Genomic DNA, 17,022 nt, shown 5'->3' with positions numbered 1-17,022 from the left:
TTCAAAGTACGTTTTGTTCGGTTGATTGGTATTCCGCGTTGCGCGAGATGCTTGCGATCCCCCGCGACGAATTCCTCATTTCTTCTTGCCTGGGAAACCGCCGAGGCCCGGCAGCATCGGCTTGCCGCTCAGCCCGGTGATCCCCGGAACGTTCGGAAGACCCTGGCGCAGCCCGGCCGGCAAATCCTTCGGCAGATTCGGAAGGCCGCCGCCGCCACCCTGCATCTTCTCCTGCAGCGCCTTCATCTCTTCCGGCGAAGGCGGCTTCATGCCGCCGCCAAAACCCATCGCCTGCGCGATGCCGGCGAGCGGGCCGCGCTTGCCCGAGCCCATGGCCTTCATCATATCGGCCATGTTCCGGTGCATCTTCAGCAGCTTGTTGACCTGCTCGACGCTCTGGCCACTTCCCGCGGCGATGCGCTTCTTGCGGCTGGCCTTGAGCAAATCGGGATGACGCCGCTCGTCGCGCGTCATGGAATCGATCACCGCGACCTGGCGCTTCAGGATCTTGTCGTCGATGCCGGCGGCCGCGATCTGGTTCTTCATCTTGGCGATGCCGGGCATCATGCCCATCAGCCCGCTGATGCCGCCCATGTTCGCCATCTGCGACAGCTGCTCGCGCATGTCGTTGAGGTCGAACTGGCCTTTGCGCATGCGCTCGGCGGTGCGCGCGGCCTTCTCGGCGTCGATGTTGGCGGCGGCCTTCTCGACCAGCGAGACCACGTCGCCCATGCCGAGGATGCGGCCGGCGATACGATCGGGATGGAAGTCCTCCAGCGCGTCGGTCTTTTCACCGGTGCCGAGCAGCTTGATTGGTTTGCCGGTGACGGCGCGCATCGACAGCGCGGCGCCGCCGCGGCCGTCCCCGTCCACACGTGTCAGCACGATGCCGGTGAGGCCGACGCGCTCGTCGAAGGCGCGGGCGAGGTTGACGGCGTCCTGACCGGTGAGGCTGTCGGCGACCAGCAGCACTTCATGCGGATTGGCGGCGGCTTTGATCGCGGCCGCCTCCGCCATCATGTCTTCGTCGAGCGTGGTGCGGCCGGCGGTGTCGAGCAGCACGACGTCGTAGCCGCCGAGCTTGCCGGCTTCCAGTGCGCGCTTTGCGATCTGAGCCGGCTGCTGTCCCGCCACGATCGGCAGCGTCGGAATGTCGAGGTCGCGGCCGAGCACGGCCAGCTGCTCCATCGCCGCCGGACGATAGACGTCGAGCGAGGCCATCAGCACCTTGCGCTTGTCGCGCTGGACCATGCGGCGGGCGAGCTTTGCGGTGGTGGTGGTCTTGCCGGAGCCTTGCAGGCCGACCATCATGATCGGCACCGGCGGCACCGAATTGACGTCGATGGTCTGGCTTTCGGCGCCGAGCGTGTTGATCAGCTCGTCATGGACGATCTTGACCACCATCTGGCCGGGCGTGACCGACTTGACGACGGTGGCGCCGATCGCCTGCTCGCGGACGCGTTCGGTGAAGCTGCGCACCACTTCGAGCGCGACGTCGGCCTCCAGCAGCGCGCGGCGGACCTCGCGCATCGCGGCGTCGACGTCCTTTTCGGTCAGCGCACCGCGCCCCGTCAGACGATCGAGAATGCCACCAAGCCGTTCCGACAGATTGTCGAACAATGCCGTTGTCCTTGTCCTGCTCGCGAGAAACGCGATCTTCCAAACACCTTTGCGCCCGAGGGCGCACAGCGCTGTCGGGCGTTAGCCTCTGGCCTCCGGGGCCAGTCGGCGGTTCGAAAAGAAAGCCTTTCCGAGAAAGTGCGCGGGTTAAACGCCGCCCAGGCCCAAAAGTCAAGGAAAGTTGGGGTGGTGGGGGCCGCCTTAGAAGGCAAGACCTTGAAAATATGACCTTTTCGGCGACGGGTTCCTTTTCCCGCGGCCCCGCCCATATAGGCGGTGATGTCTTACCGCCCCGTCCATCCCTGAAACCCGCACCGTGCCGATCACCCGCCGCCGCCTCTTTGGATTGCTTGCCGGAGCGGGCACGTTGATCGGCGTTCCATCCCTTTGGATGTCCCGCATGAAAACCTATGACGGCCCGGTCTCCGACCATTTCGACGGCCTGAACTTCTTCGATCCGGACGGCGTGCCGCCGAAATCGCTTCGTGAGGTGCTGCGCTGGCAGTTCGGCGGCAAGCGGCAGCGCGCGATCTGGCCGGATTGGGCGCCGAGCCCCCATGCCGACACTCCGCCGGAGCGTGTCGACGGCGACAAGGTGCGGCTTTCCTTCGTCGGCCACGCCAGCTGGCTGATCCAGACCGGCGGCCTCAACATCCTCGTCGATCCCGTCTGGTCATCGCGGGTGTCGCCCGTCAGCTTCGCCGGACCAAAGCGTCACAACGACCCCGGCATCGCCTTCGAGAAGCTGCCGAAGGTCGACGTCGTGCTGGTTTCTCACGGCCATTACGATCATCTCGACATCGCGACGCTGTCGCGGCTCGCCAAGAATTTTGCCCCGCGCGTGGTGACGCCGCTCGGCAACGACGTGACGATGCGCAGTACCGACTCGTCGATCAAGGCTGAGGCGTTCGACTGGCACGACCGCGTCGAGCTTGGTGGCGGCATCGCCGTGCATCTGGTGCCGACGCGGCACTGGACGGCGCGCGGCATGTTCGACCGCAACAAGGCGTTGTGGGCGAGTTTTGTATTGGAGACGCCTGCGGGGAAAATCTACGTCGTTTGCGATTCCGGCTATGGCGACGGCACGCATTTCCGCCGCGTCGCGGAGAAGCACGGGCCGCTGCGCCTGGCGATCTTGCCTATCGGTGCTTACGAGCCGCGCTGGTTCATGCGCGACCAGCACATGAATCCCGAGGATGCCGTGAAGGCGCTCCTGGATTGCGGCGCGCAGGATGCGCTCGGGCATCATCACGGCACGTTCCAGCTGACGGATGAGGCGATCGACGCACCGGCGAAGGCATTGGCCGAGGCGCTGGATGCCGCGAAGATTCCGCAGGAGCGGTTCGTGGCGATGAAGCCGGGGCAGGTGGCGGAGATTTAGCTCCGCTGTTGCCGTACATGCAGCTCGTCGTCCCGGGCTCGCGACGAAGTCGCGAGCCCGGGAACCATAACCACAGGGAGATGTTTGGCGAAGACTCGGAGCTACCGGCTTCGCGCGACAACCACTGCCTGTGGTTATGGGTCCCGCCTGCGCGGGGACGACGGCTGTGTGCGGCGGCAGCAAGCCTCTTGCGAGCGCCGCTACTGCCCCTGCTTGATCGCCCAGCTCACATTCACCGTCACCGACAGTGTCTCCTCGCCTGGCGCGACGGCAGCCGGTGCTGCCATCGGCGCCGTCGCCATTCTCGCCTTGAACAGCGGTACCGGCGCGCCGGCCTCGGAGACGCTCAGCGGCGCACCCAACGTGATGCCGGTGGCCTTGGCGTAGATCTCGGCCTTGCGGCGGGCATCGGCGACCGCCTGCTCGCGGGCGTCGTCGAGCAGTTTTGACGCCTGCGTCACCTCGAAGGAGATGTTGCCAATGTCGTTGGCGCCGGCGCCGACCAGCGTGTCGATGATGCCGGCCACCTTGGTCACGTCGCGGATTTTCACGGTGACGCGGTTGCTGGCACGGAAGCCGACCACGGGCGAGGCGCCGGTGGATTTGTTCTGGCCGTATTGCGGCTGCAGCGACAGGCGCGAGGTCTGGTAATCCTTCTCGGCGATGCCGGCGCCCTTCAGCGCCAGCAGCACCTTGCCCATTGCGGCGTTGTTGGCGTCGGAGGCTTCCTTCGCACTCTTGGCATCGTTGGCGACACCGGCGTCGATCTGCGCGAGGTCGGGGGCGGCGGACACCGTGGCTTCACCGCTCACCGTGATGGCAGCGGGAAAATCATCGGCAAACGCAGGCGCTGCCAGCAGCGTGGCGGCGAGAGCGGCGGCGAGGACGGCAGGCTTTTTCATCGATCTCACTTCAGTGGCACGAACACGTTGATCACGAGCTTGTCCTCGGCCGTCTTCAGGGGATCGGTGAGGTACTCCTCGACAAATGTGTCCTTGGCTTCCAGCTTCTTGTCGTCGAGGTGATTGGTGATCGCCTCATAGGTGTTGTCCATGTTGTCGTAGGAGCCGCGATGGACGAATTTCAGCGCCTTGCCCTCCGGCGATTTGCCCATGCTCATGTCCTTGGGCAGCTTCTGCGGGTCCTGATCGACCGGGATCTCGGCGAGGAAGGTGAAGCCGGTGTCGTCGGTCGAGGTGTAGACGATCATCGAATTGCCGGCATGCTTGATGCCCTGCTTGTCCAGCAGCGCGTTCAGCGCCTTGAAGGCGTCGATCAGCGTGTCGAAGGCCGAATCCCAATTGGCGGTGCCCTTGACCATCACGACCTTCCTGGGCTCGAGCGTGGTCTCCTGGCCGAACGGATCGGCGGTCTGCACGGGAGCCGGCGTTGCGGCCGCAGCCGGCGCGGCCGGGCTGGGTGACGGTGAGGCGCTGGCGGCTGGCGCAGGTGAGGGCGTTGCCGCGGGTGCCGGCGAGGCGCTCGCGGCCGGAGCCGGCGAGGGACTTGTCGAAGAAGGACTTGTCGAAGAAGGACTTGTCGAAGAAGGACTTGTCGAAGAAGGACTTGCCGATGCAGCCGGCGCCGGGCTCGGGGTTTGCGCCAGCGTGGCGGACAGGCCAAACGACAAGGCCGCTGCCGGGATCAGCGCGGCCAGAGCGATACGACGAAAACGGTTCATTCTATTCTCCCCAAAACCTTACCCACCAAGGCCTTACGCCCCCAAAAGGCCTTAACCCGGCTGCGCGTCCCGGATCCGCGCGAACCGCGCCGTTCTAACACGCGAGCGTCGAATTCGTCCCATGACAGATGCGTCATGGCAGAAGACCTGGCAGGCGACTTGGTAGGCGTCCTGACAGACGTCATGGCAGACGTCCTGGCCATCGCGCCAAATCACTGGTCAAGCCGCCAAGGATCGCCATATAAGGCAGGCGAAATTCAGGAATTTTCATGAGCGCGCTGGCCAACCACGCATTTGCCAAGATGAACGGCATCGGCAACGAGATCGTCGTTGTCGACATGCGCGATTCCGCCGCGCCGGTGACGCCGGACGATGCCCGCGCGGTGGCGTCGGCTCAGGGCGGCGTGCCCTACGACCAGCTCATGGTGCTGCAGAAGCCGCGGTTCGACGGCACCGAAGCTTTCATCAGCATCTACAACAATGACGGCTCGGAGGCCGGCGCCTGCGGCAACGGCATGCGCTGCGTGGTGCGGCGCATCTTCGAGAGGACCGGGCAGACCACGGCGACATTCGAGACCCGCGCCGGCCTGCTCAATTGCTGGCAGGGCCCGGCGCCCGATCTCTACACCGTCGACATGGGCGCGCCAAAGTTCGGCTGGCAGGACATTCCGCTGGCGGAGGAGTTTCGCGACACCCGCTACATCGAATTGCAGATCGGGCCGATCGACAATCCGATCCTGCATTCGCCCTCGGTCGTGAGCATGGGCAATCCGCATGCGGTCTTCTGGGTCGAGGACGTCAATGCCTACGATCTCGAACGCTTCGGTCCGCTGCTCGAGAACCATCCGATCTTCCCCGAACGCGCCAACATCACGCTCGCTCATATCGTCGATCGCGACCACATCACGATCCGCACCTGGGAGCGCGGCGCGGGCCTCACCAGGGCCTGCGGCTCGGCGGCTTGCGCGACTGCGGTCGCGGCGGCTCGCCTGAAGCGCGCCGAGCGCAATGTCGAGATCACGCTGCCCGGCGGCAGGCTCGGCATCGAATGGCGCGAGCGCGACGACCATGTGCTGATGACGGGTACGGCGACCTTCGAATTTGAGGGCACCTTCGATCCGGCGCTGTTCGCGCCGGTCGGCGGATGACCGTCGACATCGTCACCTTCGGCTGCCGCCTCAATGCCTTCGAGGCCGAAGTGATCCGCCGCGAGGCCGAGGGCGCGGGGCTCTCCGACACCATCGTCATCAACAGCTGCGCCGTCACCAACGAGGCGGTGGCGCAGGCGCGGCAGTCGATCCGCAAATTGAAGCGCGAACGGCCCGGTGCGCGCATCGTCGTCACCGGCTGCGCGGCGCAGACGCAAAGCGGCATGTTCGCCGACATGGCCGAGGTCGATCGCGTCGTCGGCAACGACGACAAGATGCGCGGAGAAGCCTGGCGCGAGGCGCGCGACGCCTTCGCTCTCGGCACCAGCGAGAAGATCGCCGTCAGCGACATCATGGCGGTGGAGGAGATGGCGCCGCATCTGATCGACGGCTTTGCGAGCGGCCTGCCGCGGGTGTTCGTGCAGGTGCAGAACGGCTGCGACCATCGCTGCACCTTCTGCATCATCCCGTTCGGCCGCGGCAATTCGCGCTCGGTGCCGATGGGCGGCGTGGTCGAGCAGGTGCGCGCGCTGGTGCAGCGCGGCCATGCCGAGGTCGTGCTGACCGGCGTCGACCTCACAAGCTACGGTGCCGACCTGCCGGGTGCGCCAAAGCTCGGCATGCTGACGAAGCAGATCTTGCGGCATGTGCCGGAGCTGAAACGCCTGCGCATCTCTTCGATCGATTCGATCGAGGTGGACCGCGACCTGCTCGATGCCATCGCCGACGATGCGCGGCTGATGCCGCATCTGCATCTGTCGCTGCAATCCGGCGACGACATGATCTTGAAGCGGATGAAGCGGCGGCATTCGCGGAGCGATGCGATTGCGTTCTGCGACCAGGTCCGCCGCCTGCGCCCGGACATCGCCTTCGGCGCCGACATCATCGCAGGCTTTCCGACCGAGACCGAGGAGATGTTTTCGCGCTCGCTCGATCTGGTCGAGGAATGCGGCCTGACGTTTCTGCACGTCTTTCCCTATTCGCCGCGCCCCGGCACGCCTGCCGCGCGGATGCCGCAGCTTGCGGGTGATGCGATCAAGCAGCGCGCGAAGCGGCTGCGTGCGGCTGGCGAAGCAGCACTACGGCGCAGGCTGCAAGCCGAGATCGGCACGACGCGCGATGTGCTGATCGAGAGCGAGGGCCAGGGGCGCACCGAGCATTACCTGCCGGTGGCGATTGCGGGCGAACGCGTAGGCAGCATCGTGCCGCTGAAGATCGGCGGCAGTGATGGCGAGCGGTTGACGGTCTAACTGTTACGACGCCCGCACCTGCCAGAACCGCAGCGTCCGCCGTGCATTCTCCGGCGTCATTCTTGCGTAATGCCCCTGCGCTCTTGCAAGATCGGCCGGCTTCATTGCGCCGGTGGCGAAGCGGCTTTCGAGCACGGCGGCGGTGGTTTCCCAGCTGAGCTGCGCCGCCTTGCACGGCACCAGCAGGCCGTCGTCGCGCAGGCTCTGCATCAGCGGGCGAATCACCTCGACGGTCGATCCGGACAGTGCCGCCAGCGCTGCCGCGGCTTCTTCATAGCGTCGCTGCTTGGCGAAGCAGAGCAGTGTTGCTTCGTTGAGCTGGCCGGTTGCCTTGAGATTTGCGATGGCGCGCTTGGCGCCTTCGAAGTCGCGGACACCCGACATCTCGCGCTCGACACCAACGGTCACGGCGGCGATCGCGTTCTGGATTTCCTCGAACAGATGCGGCGGCGCGCGCGACAGCAGGCGGGTCCGCACGGCATCCGTCGCCGAGCGCAGCAACCGGCGGCGCAAGTCGGACGGCAAGTCGACGCGGACGCCGACGCTGATGGCGAGCTCCGGATCAGCCTCGGCCTGTCCGACGATGACGGCAAATCCGTTGCCTGAGAGGCGCGCGCCGGGATTGGCGGCGAGCCGCCGGCTGACGCTGGGATAGCGGCGCGCCAGCAACGCGTCGGTGACGATCTCCTTCAGCCACCAGCGGCCCGCGACCGCGAGCAGGTGCGGCTCGCCTTTGCTGGACGCGATCTTCACCAGTTCGCCCTCGTCGAGGCGAGCGGATTCCTGGAGCACGGGACCAGCAATGCGGATCTCGTCATTATTGGCGAGACGGCGGATCACCGACGGCGGCGCCTGCGCGATCGGCGCGAGCTGCGTGCTGATCTCGGCCAGCGCAACGCGGGCGCCCATGTCGGCGATGGCGCGCAGCTCGATGGTGCCGATCAGCCGATCGAGCACGTCGTCGAACAGAGCGATCTGCTCGTCGTCGAAATTGCCGGCGGAGGAGAGGAAAAGGTCGGTGACGCGGCGGGCCGTTGCCAGGCCCTTTTCCGGCGAGCCTGTCCGAAGCGCGGATTCGACCTCGTCGATGATCGATAGCTCGGCCGTGGACATGACGCGCAGCTCATCCTGAGCGGATTGACGGAAGCTTGTTCTAAGCAACCGCTATCATTAGAGACGAGCGCTGAACTTTTCGTAAACCAAGGGGAAGGTGGCGGCACGGAGCTTCGGCTCGATAGTCGCCGCGGAGGTAGTGCGCTCCCCCCCGCTGGCGGGGGAGGCGAACGACAGCGCGGCTATTCCCCATTCCACCCGCAGGCGCGGAGCTTCTCGTGCATGTGGGGCGGGGCGGGCGCCACGACGCGGATCGGCTCCTTGTTCCGGGAGATCGGCACCACGATCTCGCGGGAATGCAGGTGCAGCCGCGGCTCGCCGAAGCGCGGGCCGTTGCCGTAAATGTTATCGCCGAAGATCGGCCAGCCGGTCGAAGCCGAATGCACCCGCAATTGATGGGTCCGGCCGGTGACGGGTTCCATGGCGAGCCAGGTCAGGCCATCGCCCCGGCCCATCACCTTCCAGTTGGTGACGGCTTTCTGACCCTCCGGGTCCGGCTTCTGCCACCAGCCGCGCTCGGCATTGAGCCGGCCGAGCGGCATGTCGATGGTGCCTTCGTTCTCGGCAGGCCCGCCCTCGACCACGGTCCAATAGGTCTTGCCGATCTTGCCGTGCTTGAACAGCAGGCCGAGCGAGGCGGTCGCCTTGCGATGGCGGCCGAGCACGAGGCAGCCGGACGTGTCCTTGTCCAGCCGGTGGGCCAGCACCGGCGGCCGCGGCAGGCCGAAACGGAGCGCGTCGAACGATGCTTCGAGGTTCGCCCCGCCCTTGGGGCCGCGATGCACCGGCAGGCCGGCCGGCTTGTCGATGACCAGCATCAATCCGTCGCGATGGAGCACCCGGCCCAGGATTTCATCGGCGGTCAATTCGGGAACATCGAGCAATTGCAGGACTTTCGGTCAAGACTTTCGTTTGGAAGCCGGAACGGCTAACACACCGCCACCATGAACGATACCACCTCCGAGACCCCCAAGCTGAGCTGGTGGCGCCGCCTGTCCAACGGGCTGAAGCGCACCTCGTCCTCGCTCGGGACCGCGGTCGCCGATCTCGTCACCAAGCGCAAGCTCGACCGCGCCATGCTCGACGACATCGAGGACGTGCTGCTGCGCGCCGATCTCGGCACGCAGGTCGCCGTGCGGATCGCGGATGCCGTCGGCACCGGGCGCTACGACAAGGCGATCTCCGCGGACGAGGTCAAGGATGTCGTCGCGACCGAGGTCGAGAAGGTGCTGTCGCCGGTGGCCAAGCCGCTCGAAATCGACGCGGCCAGGAAGCCGTTCGTGATCCTCGTGGTCGGCGTCAACGGCTCCGGCAAGACCACGACGATCGGAAAACTCTCGCAAAAATTCGCATCCGAAGGCCGCAAGGTGATGCTGGCCGCCGGCGACACGTTTCGCGCAGCCGCCATTGAGCAGCTGAAGGTCTGGGGCGAGCGGACCAGGACGCCGGTCATATCAGGCGCGCAGGGGTCGGATTCGGCCAGCCTCGCCTTCAACGCGCTGACGGCGGCGAAGGAGCAGGCCATCGACGTGCTCCTGATCGACACCGCCGGGCGGCTGCAGAACAAGGCCGAGCTGATGAACGAGCTCGAAAAGGTCGTGCGCGTCATCCGCAAGGTGGACGCGACGGCGCCGCATGCCGTGCTGCTGGTGCTCGATGCCACCGTCGGCCAGAACGCGCTGTCGCAGGTCGAGGCGTTCCATCGCACCGCCGGCGTCACCGGCCTCGTGATGACGAAGCTCGACGGCACCGCCCGCGGCGGCATCCTGGTGGCGCTCGCGGAGAAATTCAAACTGCCGGTGCATTTCATCGGCGTCGGCGAAGGCGTCGACGATCTCGCGCCCTTCACCGCGCGCGACTTCGCCCGCGCCATCGCCGGAATCGAAAGCTAGAGAATGGACAAGACCCAGCCGCACCCGCTGTTCAAGCTTGCGACCGAGCTCGGTCCGCTGCTCGTGTTCTTCTTCGTCAATGCGAAGTTCAATCTGTTCGCCGCGACCGGGGCCTTCATGGTCGCGATCGTCGCGGCAATGGTCGCCTCCTACGTGGTGACGCGCCATATCCCGATCATGGCGATCGTGACGGGCGTCATCGTGCTGGTGTTCGGCACGCTGACGCTGGTGCTGCACGACGAGACCTTCATCAAGCTCAAGCCGACCATCATCTACGGCCTGTTCGCCGCGATCCTCGGCGGCGGCCTGTTGTTCGGCCGCTCCTTCATCGCCGTCATGTTCGACCAGATGTTCAACCTGACGCCGCAGGGCTGGCGCATCCTCACGCTGCGCTGGGCGCTGTTCTTCGCCGGCATGGCCGTGCTAAACGAGATCGTCTGGCGCACCCAAAGCACCGACTTCTGGGTGAATTTCAAAGTGTTCGGCGTCACGCCGATCACCATGATCTTCGCCATCGCCCAGATGCCGCTGACCAAGCGCTACCACCTCGAGCCGGTCTCGCTGGAGGCGAGCGAAGCCGATGCGGGGGATGTGAGTAAGGGGTGAGCTCTCTCCACTCGTCATTGCGAGCGAAGCGAAGCAATCCAGAATTTTTCCGCAGAGACAGCCTGGATTGCTTCGCTTCGCTCGCAATGACGGGCTTGGCTAAGACCCCGCTTTCAACGCCTTCTCCATCTGCGGCAACAACACCGTCCGCAGATTGTCCGGCGTGATCGGGCCGACCAGCTTGTAGACGATGGTCCCCTCGCGCCCGACGACGAACGTCTCCGGCACGCCATAGACGCCCCATTCGATCGAGGCGCGGCCGTTGGCATCCACGCCGACGCGGTTGAACGGGTTGCCGTAGCGCCCCAGGAAGCGCCGCGCATTGTCGGCCGCATCCTTGTAGTTGATGCCGACGAGCTCAAACCGCTTGTCCTTGGCGAACTCGGTCAGGAGTGGCGCCTCGTCGTGGCAAGGCACGCACCAGGACGCCCAGACATTGACGAGGCTGACCTTGCCCTTGAACGCGGCGGGATCGAGCCCCGGCACCGGCGCATTGTCGGCCTGCAATCCCTCGAGCGGCGGCAGGATGGTTTGTGGCGCGGGACGGCCGATCAGCGCGGAGGGAATCCGCGAGGGATCGCCGCTGCCGAGCCGGAACCAGAACAGCAGGGCGAGGCCGATGAAGGCGATCAGCGGCAGCACCATAAGGAAGGTGCGGCGCGGGGGCGCGGGGTTCGATTGATCGCTCATGGTGTATCAATCGCGCTGCGGCCCGAGCGGCGGGTGATGCCGCTGCGATCGAGCTCGCGCAGACGCTGCGTCTGGCTGCGATAGTCGAGCACGATCCAGCCGATCAGGATCGCGACCACGAGCGCTGCAGCCGCATAAGAGGTCACGATGAAGGACGCATAAGGACCGAGCGACATCGTCAGGCAGCCCCGGCTTCATTTGACGCGTTTTCGGCACGCGAACCGGCGCTTGACTCGCTCGAAAACGCGACGCGGCTCGCCTGCATCATCTGCAGGGAGCGGACGCGCCGGCGCAAAATCTCGTTGCGCATCGCCGCGATATGAAGCGTCGCGAACAGCAGCGTGAACGCGATCGCCATCACCAGCAGCGGGATCAGGAACGATTTGTCGAGTGTCGAGCCGCCCATGCGCATCACCGACGCCGGCTGGTGCAGCGTGTTCCACCAGTCGACCGAGAACTTGATGATGGGCAGGTTGATCGCGCCGACCAGCGTCAGCACCGCGGCGGCGCGGGCCGCGCGCGAGGGATCGTCGACCGCACGCCACAGCGCCATCAGGCCGAGATACATCAGGAAGAGAATCAAGACCGAGGTCAGCCGCGCGTCCCATTCCCAATAGGTGCCCCACATCGGCCGGCCCCACAGCGAGCCCGTCAGCAGCGCAAGGAAGGTGAAGGCGGCGCCGATGGGAGCTGCAGCCTTGGCGGCGACGTCGGCGAGCGGATGCCGCCACACCAGCGTGCCCAGAGATGCGATGCTCATCACGCCCCACACGAACATCGACAGCCAGGCATTGGGCACGTGGATGAACATGATCTTCACGGTCGCGCCCTGCTGATAATCGTCTGGCGCGAGAGCGGACTGATAGAGGCCGACGGCGAGCAGAATGACGGTCGCACCCGCAAGCCACGGCAACACCCGCGCCGTCAGCGCGAGGAACCGGGTCGGGTTGGCGAGGTCGATCAGCGTCATGGTATTCTGATAATCACAGCTAGGCACTCACGCAATCAGCATAAAAGCGCGTAGCGAAAGTTGATCGGGGTCAAGGTCAGCCGCGCCATCTCAGTCGAGTCCATGCCGCAGGCTCGCCGCGGCCGCGAACGGGCCGATCACGAGGCTGACCAGCGACAGCGCGCACAGGATCGAGAACGGCGCTCCGAACGTCATCGGACCGACGATCGCGGCCTGCGAGGCCGCGACCCCGAAAATCAGCACCGGGATCGACAGCGGCAGCACCAGCACCGCCATCAACAGCCCGCCGCGATGCAGCGTCACCGCCAGCGCCGCGCCGATCATGCCGGTAAATGTCAGGGCCGGCGTGCCCGCCAGCAGCGTCAATGCCACCGCGCCGGTCGCGACCATGTCGAGGTTGAGCAACAGGCCGAGCACCGGGGTTGCGACGATCAGCGGCAGGCCGGCCGCCAGCCAATGCGCCAGCGCCTTGGCGGCGCAGGCCAGTTCCAGCGGTGTCCGGCTCATCGTGATCAGGTCGAGCGAGCCGTCGTCGTGGTCGGCCATGAACAGCCGGTCCAGGGTGAGCAGGCTTGCCAGGAGCGCGCCCAGCCACAGGATCGCCGGCCCCAGCCGCGACAGCAGCGCCAGATCCGGCCCGACCGCAAACGGCATCAGCACCACCACGGTGAGGAAGAACAGCACGCCGATCAGCGCCCCGCCGCCGACGCGGAGCGCGATCCGGATGTCCCGGCGGACGAGAGCGGACAACGCGGTCATGGGGGGCTTCCTTCGCGCCCCAAGCGCGCAACGCTCCCTCCCCCCTTGCGGGGGAGGGCGGGGGAGGGGGGTAGCCCCGGGAGAGATACTCGTTGGGGGTGAGCCGCCAGCAACAGATCGCCCGTGTCCTCATTGCTGGAGCCGAGAGAGCACGCCCCGCGGCACCCCCCTCCCTGACGCTGCCCCGCAGCGAGGTCGGGAACGGAGAGAGCGGAATCCGGCCGCTTGGAAAACTGAGGGTCCATTGGAATCACACTGCACCCCCGATCCGAAGCTGCCGCGAATCGATCCCGAGGGGGGCGTGGGTGGCGGCGATGATCAGGCCGCCGCGCGCCAGGTGCTCGCGCATCAGGCCGCCGACCATGTCCTGCCCGGCAACGTCCAGCGCATTGGTCGGCTCGTCCAGCAGCCAGACCGGTCGGCGGACCGTGAGCAGGCGGGCCAGCGACAGCCGGCGGCGCTGGCCGGCCGACAGGAAGGCGGCGGGCAGATCGGCGGCATGGTCGAGGCCGACGGTGGCGAGGCTCTCGGCGGCGTCAAGGCGTTCGCCGCCGAGAAAATCAGCCCAGAATGACAGATTTTCCGCCACGCTCAGCGCCGGCTTCAGGGCGTCGCGATGGCCGAGATAGTGGCATTGCTCCGGCAGGGTCAGCTCGGCATCGCCTCCGTCCAGGGCGATCGTGCCGCCCGCCGGAATGAGCAGGCCGGCGATCAGCCGCAGCAGCGACGTCTTGCCCGATCCGTTGCGGCCGACCACCGCGACGGCCTCGCCGGAGGTGGCCTCGAAATCGAGCCCGGAAAACACCTCGCGCCCGCCCCGCACGCAAACCACCCCGCGTCCCGCCAGCTGCATCTTGCCTCGTATCAATCCGTTCAAAGTCAGGCCTCAGGAAAGCTTGGGGTAGCGCATGGGAATTTTTGGCTCGCGAATTGCTGCGGCACGATTGTGGCTGTGGCGGCGCGGTTAGAAAGCTTCTATAAGCCCGGAACTACTTGATGCAGCAACTCAACCTGCCCCTGCAAGCGACCCAGCCGGACTCGCTGACGGTGTTAAAGTACCCCTTGCCGGGTATAACTAACAATTGGGATTTTCCTACATGACCTCGCTCGACAGCTTCAAATGCAAAAAGACCCTCAAGGTCGGCGCCAAGACCTATGTCTATTACAGCCTGCCCACGGCCGAGAAGAATGGTCTGAAGGGAATTTCGAAACTCCCCTATTCGATGAAGGTCCTGCTCGAGAACCTTCTGCGCAATGAGGACGGCCGCTCGGTCAAGAAGGTCGACATCGTCGCGGTGTCGAAATGGCTGCGCAAGAAGTCGCTCGAGCATGAGATCGCGTTCCGCCCGGCCCGCGTCCTGATGCAGGATTTCACCGGCGTGCCCGCGGTGGTCGACCTCGCCGCGATGCGCAACGCGATGCAGAAGCTCGGCGGCGACGCCGAGAAGATCAATCCGCTGGTGCCGGTCGACCTCGTCATCGACCATTCCGTGATCGTCAACTTCTTCGGCGACAACAAGGCCTTCGGCAAGAACGTCGCCGAGGAGTACAAGCAGAACCAGGAGCGCTACGAGTTCCTGAAGTGGGGCCAGAAGGCGTTCTCGAACTTCTCCGTCGTGCCGCCCGGCACCGGCATCTGCCACCAGGTCAATCTCGAATATCTCTCCCAGACGGTCTGGACCAAGAAGGAGAAGATGACGGTCGGCAAGAAGACCGGCACCTTCGAGGTCGCCTATCCCGACTCGCTGGTCGGCACCGATTCCCACACCACCATGGTCAACGGTCTCGCCGTGCTCGGCTGGGGCGTCGGCGGCATCGAGGCGGAAGCCTGCATGCTCGGCCAGCCGCTGTCGATGCTGCTGCCCAACGTCGTCGGCTTCAAGCTGAAGGGCGCGATGAAGGAAGGCGTCACCGCGACCGATCTCGTGCTCACCGTCACGCAGATGCTGCGCAAGCTTGGCGTGGTCGGCAAGTTCGTCGAGTTCTTCGGCCCCGGCCTCGACCATCTCTCCGTTGCCGACAAGGCGACGATCGCCAACATGGCGCCCGAATATGGCGCGACCTGCGGCTTCTTCCCGGTCGACGCCGCCGCGATCGACTATCTGAAGACCTCGGGCCGCGCCGCTCCGCGCGTCGCCCTGGTGCAGGCCTACGCCAAGGCGCAAGGACTGTTCCGCACCGCCAAGTCGGCTGATCCGGTGTTCACCGAGACGCTGACGCTCGACCTCGCCGACGTCGTGCCCTCGATGGCCGGTCCGAAGCGCCCCGAAGGCCGCATCGCGCTGCCGTCGGTCGCCGAAGGCTTCTCGCTCGCGCTCAGCACCGAGTACAAGAAGGCCGAAGAGCCCAAGAAGCGCTTTGCCGTCGAAGGCAAGAATTTCGACCTCGGCCATGGCGACGTCGTGATCGCCGCCATCACCTCCTGCACCAACACCTCGAATCCGAGCGTGCTGATCGGCGCCGGGCTGCTTGCCCGTAACGCTGCCGCGAAGGGCCTCAAGGCCAAGCCGTGGGTGAAGACCTCGCTGGCCCCGGGCAGCCAGGTGGTCGCGGCCTATCTCGCCGATTCCGGTCTCCAGACCGATCTCGACAAGGTCGGCTTCAACCTGGTCGGTTTCGGCTGCACCACCTGCATCGGCAATTCCGGTCCGCTGCCGGAGGAGATCTCGAAGTCGATCAACGACAACGGCATCGTCGCGGCCGCCGTGCTCTCCGGTAACCGCAACTTCGAAGGCCGCGTCTCGCCGGACGTGCAGGCGAACTATCTGGCTTCGCCGCCGCTGGTCGTCGCCCACGCGCTCGCGGGGAGCGTCACCAAGAACCTCGCCGTCGAGCCGCTCGGCGAAGGCAAGGACGGCAAGCCGGTGTACCTGAAGGACATCTGGCCGACGACGAAGGAAATCAACGCCTTCATGAAGAAGTTCGTGACCGCGGCGATCTTCAAGAAGAAGTATGCCGACGTGTTCAAGGGCGACACCAACTGGCGCAAGATTAAGACCGTCGAGAGCGAGACCTATCGCTGGAACATGAGCTCGACCTACGTGCAGAACCCGCCCTATTTCGACGGCATGAAGAAGGAGCCGGAGCCGGTCACCGACATCGTCGAGGCGCGCATCCTCGCCATGTTCGGCGACAAGATCACCACCGACCACATCTCGCCGGCCGGTTCGATCAAGCTCACCTCGCCCGCCGGAAAATATCTCAGCGAGCATCAGGTGCGTCCCGCCGACTTCAACCAGTACGGCACGCGCCGCGGCAATCACGAAGTGATGATGCGCGGCACCTTCGCCAACATCCGCATCAAGAACTTCATGTTGAAGGGCGCTGACGGCAACATCCCCGAGGGCGGTCTTACCAAGCACTGGCCCGACGGCGAGCAGATGTCGATCTACGACGCCGCGATGAAGTACCAGCAGGAGCAGGTTCCGCTGGTGGTGTTCGCCGGCGCCGAATACGGCAACGGCTCCTCGCGCGACTGGGCCGCGAAGGGCACGCGTCTGCTCGGCGTGCGCGCCGTGATCTGCCAGAGCTTCGAGCGCATCCATCGCTCCAACCTGGTCGGCATGGGCGTGCTGCCGCTGACCTTCGAGGACGGCACCTCCTGGTCGTCGCTCGGCCTGAAGGGCGACGAGAAGGTCACGCTGCGCGGTCTCATCGGCGATCTGAAGCCGCGTCAGAAGCTGACCGCGGAGATCGTCTCCGGCGACGGCTCGTTGCAGCGCGTTTCGCTGCTTTGCCGCATCGATACGCTGGACGAGCTCGATTACTACCGCAACGGCGGCATCCTGCACTATGTGCTGCGCAAGCTCGCGGCATAAGCGCGGATTTGTGAACGGTGGCTCACTGCGAAGTGAGTAGAAGGTTAAACGAAGGCGGCCTATCACAAGGCCGCCTTCGCGCGTTTGCGGCAGC

16 protein-coding genes are annotated in these 17,022 nt (G+C 65.6%); 6 read left to right on the top strand and 10 right to left on the bottom strand.

Going from position 1 to position 17,022, the window contains the following annotated elements:
• Positions 1-75: 75 nt before the first annotated feature.
• A complete protein-coding gene (ffh, locus tag JQ572_RS14040; protein ID WP_211383635.1) occupies positions 76-1,620 on the bottom strand; it encodes a signal recognition particle protein in 1,545 nt (514 codons plus the stop codon).
• 316 nt (positions 1,621-1,936) lie between these two features.
• Here ffh and JQ572_RS14035 point away from each other — a divergent pair, with 316 nt between their 5' ends.
• Positions 1,937-3,001, top strand: coding sequence for an MBL fold metallo-hydrolase (locus tag JQ572_RS14035; RefSeq protein WP_211383634.1), 1,065 nt, complete (start codon positions 1,937-1,939; stop codon positions 2,999-3,001).
• Between the two features lie 200 nt (positions 3,002-3,201).
• Here the strand turns inward: JQ572_RS14035 and JQ572_RS14030 are convergent, their stop codons facing one another.
• Both JQ572_RS14030 and JQ572_RS14025 read right to left on the bottom strand, forming a co-directional pair.
• On the bottom strand, positions 3,202-3,903 hold the full coding sequence (locus JQ572_RS14030) for an SIMPL domain-containing protein (protein WP_211383633.1): 702 nt from the start codon (positions 3,901-3,903) through the stop codon (positions 3,202-3,204).
• A 5-nt stretch (positions 3,904-3,908) separates the two neighbouring features.
• Complete coding sequence (locus tag JQ572_RS14025) at positions 3,909-4,682, bottom strand: GyrI-like domain-containing protein (protein WP_211383632.1); 774 nt, start codon at positions 4,680-4,682, stop codon at positions 3,909-3,911.
• A gap of 269 nt (positions 4,683-4,951) precedes the next feature.
• Between JQ572_RS14025 and dapF the strand changes: the two genes are divergently transcribed.
• Together dapF and mtaB are read left to right on the top strand one after the other, a co-directional pair.
• Positions 4,952-5,830 carry a diaminopimelate epimerase gene (gene dapF / locus JQ572_RS14020; RefSeq protein WP_211383631.1) on the top strand — a complete coding sequence of 293 codons (879 nt, stop codon included), beginning with the start codon at positions 4,952-4,954 and terminating at the stop codon, positions 5,828-5,830.
• Entirely contained in the window at positions 5,827-7,080 is a 1,254-nt protein-coding gene (gene mtaB / locus JQ572_RS14015; RefSeq protein WP_211383630.1) for a tRNA (N(6)-L-threonylcarbamoyladenosine(37)-C(2))-methylthiotransferase MtaB, read from the top strand. Before dapF ends, mtaB begins: the two co-directional genes overlap by 4 nt.
• Before the next feature lie 3 nt (positions 7,081-7,083).
• Here mtaB and JQ572_RS14010 read toward each other — a convergent pair whose 3' ends face one another.
• Together JQ572_RS14010 and JQ572_RS14005 are read right to left on the bottom strand one after the other, a co-directional pair.
• Positions 7,084-8,193 carry a DUF2336 domain-containing protein gene (locus JQ572_RS14010; protein WP_211383629.1) on the bottom strand — a complete coding sequence of 370 codons (1,110 nt, stop codon included), beginning with the start codon at positions 8,191-8,193 and terminating at the stop codon, positions 7,084-7,086.
• A gap of 182 nt (positions 8,194-8,375) precedes the next feature.
• Entirely contained in the window at positions 8,376-9,077 is a 702-nt protein-coding gene (locus tag JQ572_RS14005; RefSeq protein ID WP_211383628.1) for an RluA family pseudouridine synthase, read from the bottom strand.
• A 60-nt stretch (positions 9,078-9,137) separates the two neighbouring features.
• On the opposite strand from JQ572_RS14005, the gene ftsY reads away from it, so the two are divergent.
• Both ftsY and JQ572_RS13995 read left to right on the top strand, forming a co-directional pair.
• Positions 9,138-10,085, top strand: a complete 948-nt coding sequence (gene ftsY / locus JQ572_RS14000) for a signal recognition particle-docking protein FtsY (RefSeq protein ID WP_211383627.1) — start codon at positions 9,138-9,140, stop codon at positions 10,083-10,085.
• 3 nt (positions 10,086-10,088) lie between these two features.
• On the top strand, positions 10,089-10,691 hold the full coding sequence (locus JQ572_RS13995) for a septation protein A (protein ID WP_211383626.1): 603 nt from the start codon (positions 10,089-10,091) through the stop codon (positions 10,689-10,691).
• 99 nt (positions 10,692-10,790) lie between these two features.
• Here the strand turns inward: JQ572_RS13995 and JQ572_RS13990 are convergent, their stop codons facing one another.
• From JQ572_RS13990 to ccmA, 5 genes are all read right to left on the bottom strand, one after another.
• Positions 10,791-11,381: a DsbE family thiol:disulfide interchange protein gene (locus tag JQ572_RS13990; protein WP_211383625.1), complete on the bottom strand. Its 591-nt coding sequence runs from the start codon at positions 11,379-11,381 to the stop codon at positions 10,791-10,793.
• Positions 11,378-11,563 carry a heme exporter protein CcmD gene (gene ccmD / locus JQ572_RS13985; RefSeq protein WP_211384205.1) on the bottom strand — a complete coding sequence of 62 codons (186 nt, stop codon included), beginning with the start codon at positions 11,561-11,563 and terminating at the stop codon, positions 11,378-11,380. Before ccmD ends, JQ572_RS13990 begins: the two co-directional genes overlap by 4 nt.
• Positions 11,560-12,351: a heme ABC transporter permease gene (locus JQ572_RS13980; RefSeq protein WP_211383624.1), complete on the bottom strand. Its 792-nt coding sequence runs from the start codon at positions 12,349-12,351 to the stop codon at positions 11,560-11,562. The genes ccmD and JQ572_RS13980 overlap by 4 nt, the downstream gene beginning before the upstream one ends.
• Positions 12,352-12,441: 90 nt before the next feature.
• A complete protein-coding gene (gene ccmB, locus JQ572_RS13975; RefSeq protein ID WP_211383623.1) occupies positions 12,442-13,110 on the bottom strand; it encodes a heme exporter protein CcmB in 669 nt (222 codons plus the stop codon).
• Positions 13,111-13,360: 250 nt separating this feature from the next.
• A complete protein-coding gene (gene ccmA / locus JQ572_RS13970; protein WP_211383622.1) occupies positions 13,361-13,963 on the bottom strand; it encodes a heme ABC exporter ATP-binding protein CcmA in 603 nt (200 codons plus the stop codon).
• A 244-nt stretch (positions 13,964-14,207) separates the two neighbouring features.
• Between ccmA and acnA the strand changes: the two genes are divergently transcribed.
• Complete coding sequence (gene acnA / locus JQ572_RS13965) at positions 14,208-16,928, top strand: aconitate hydratase AcnA (protein WP_211383621.1); 2,721 nt, start codon at positions 14,208-14,210, stop codon at positions 16,926-16,928.
• Positions 16,929-17,022 lie beyond the last annotated feature (94 nt).

The organism is Bradyrhizobium sp. SZCCT0153 (assembly GCF_018129995.1).
GTDB classification, from domain to species: domain Bacteria; phylum Pseudomonadota; class Alphaproteobacteria; order Rhizobiales; family Xanthobacteraceae; genus Bradyrhizobium; species Bradyrhizobium japonicum_G.
Note: the sequence above shows the minus strand (reverse complement) of the source record. Positions and strands in the feature narration are given on the sequence as shown.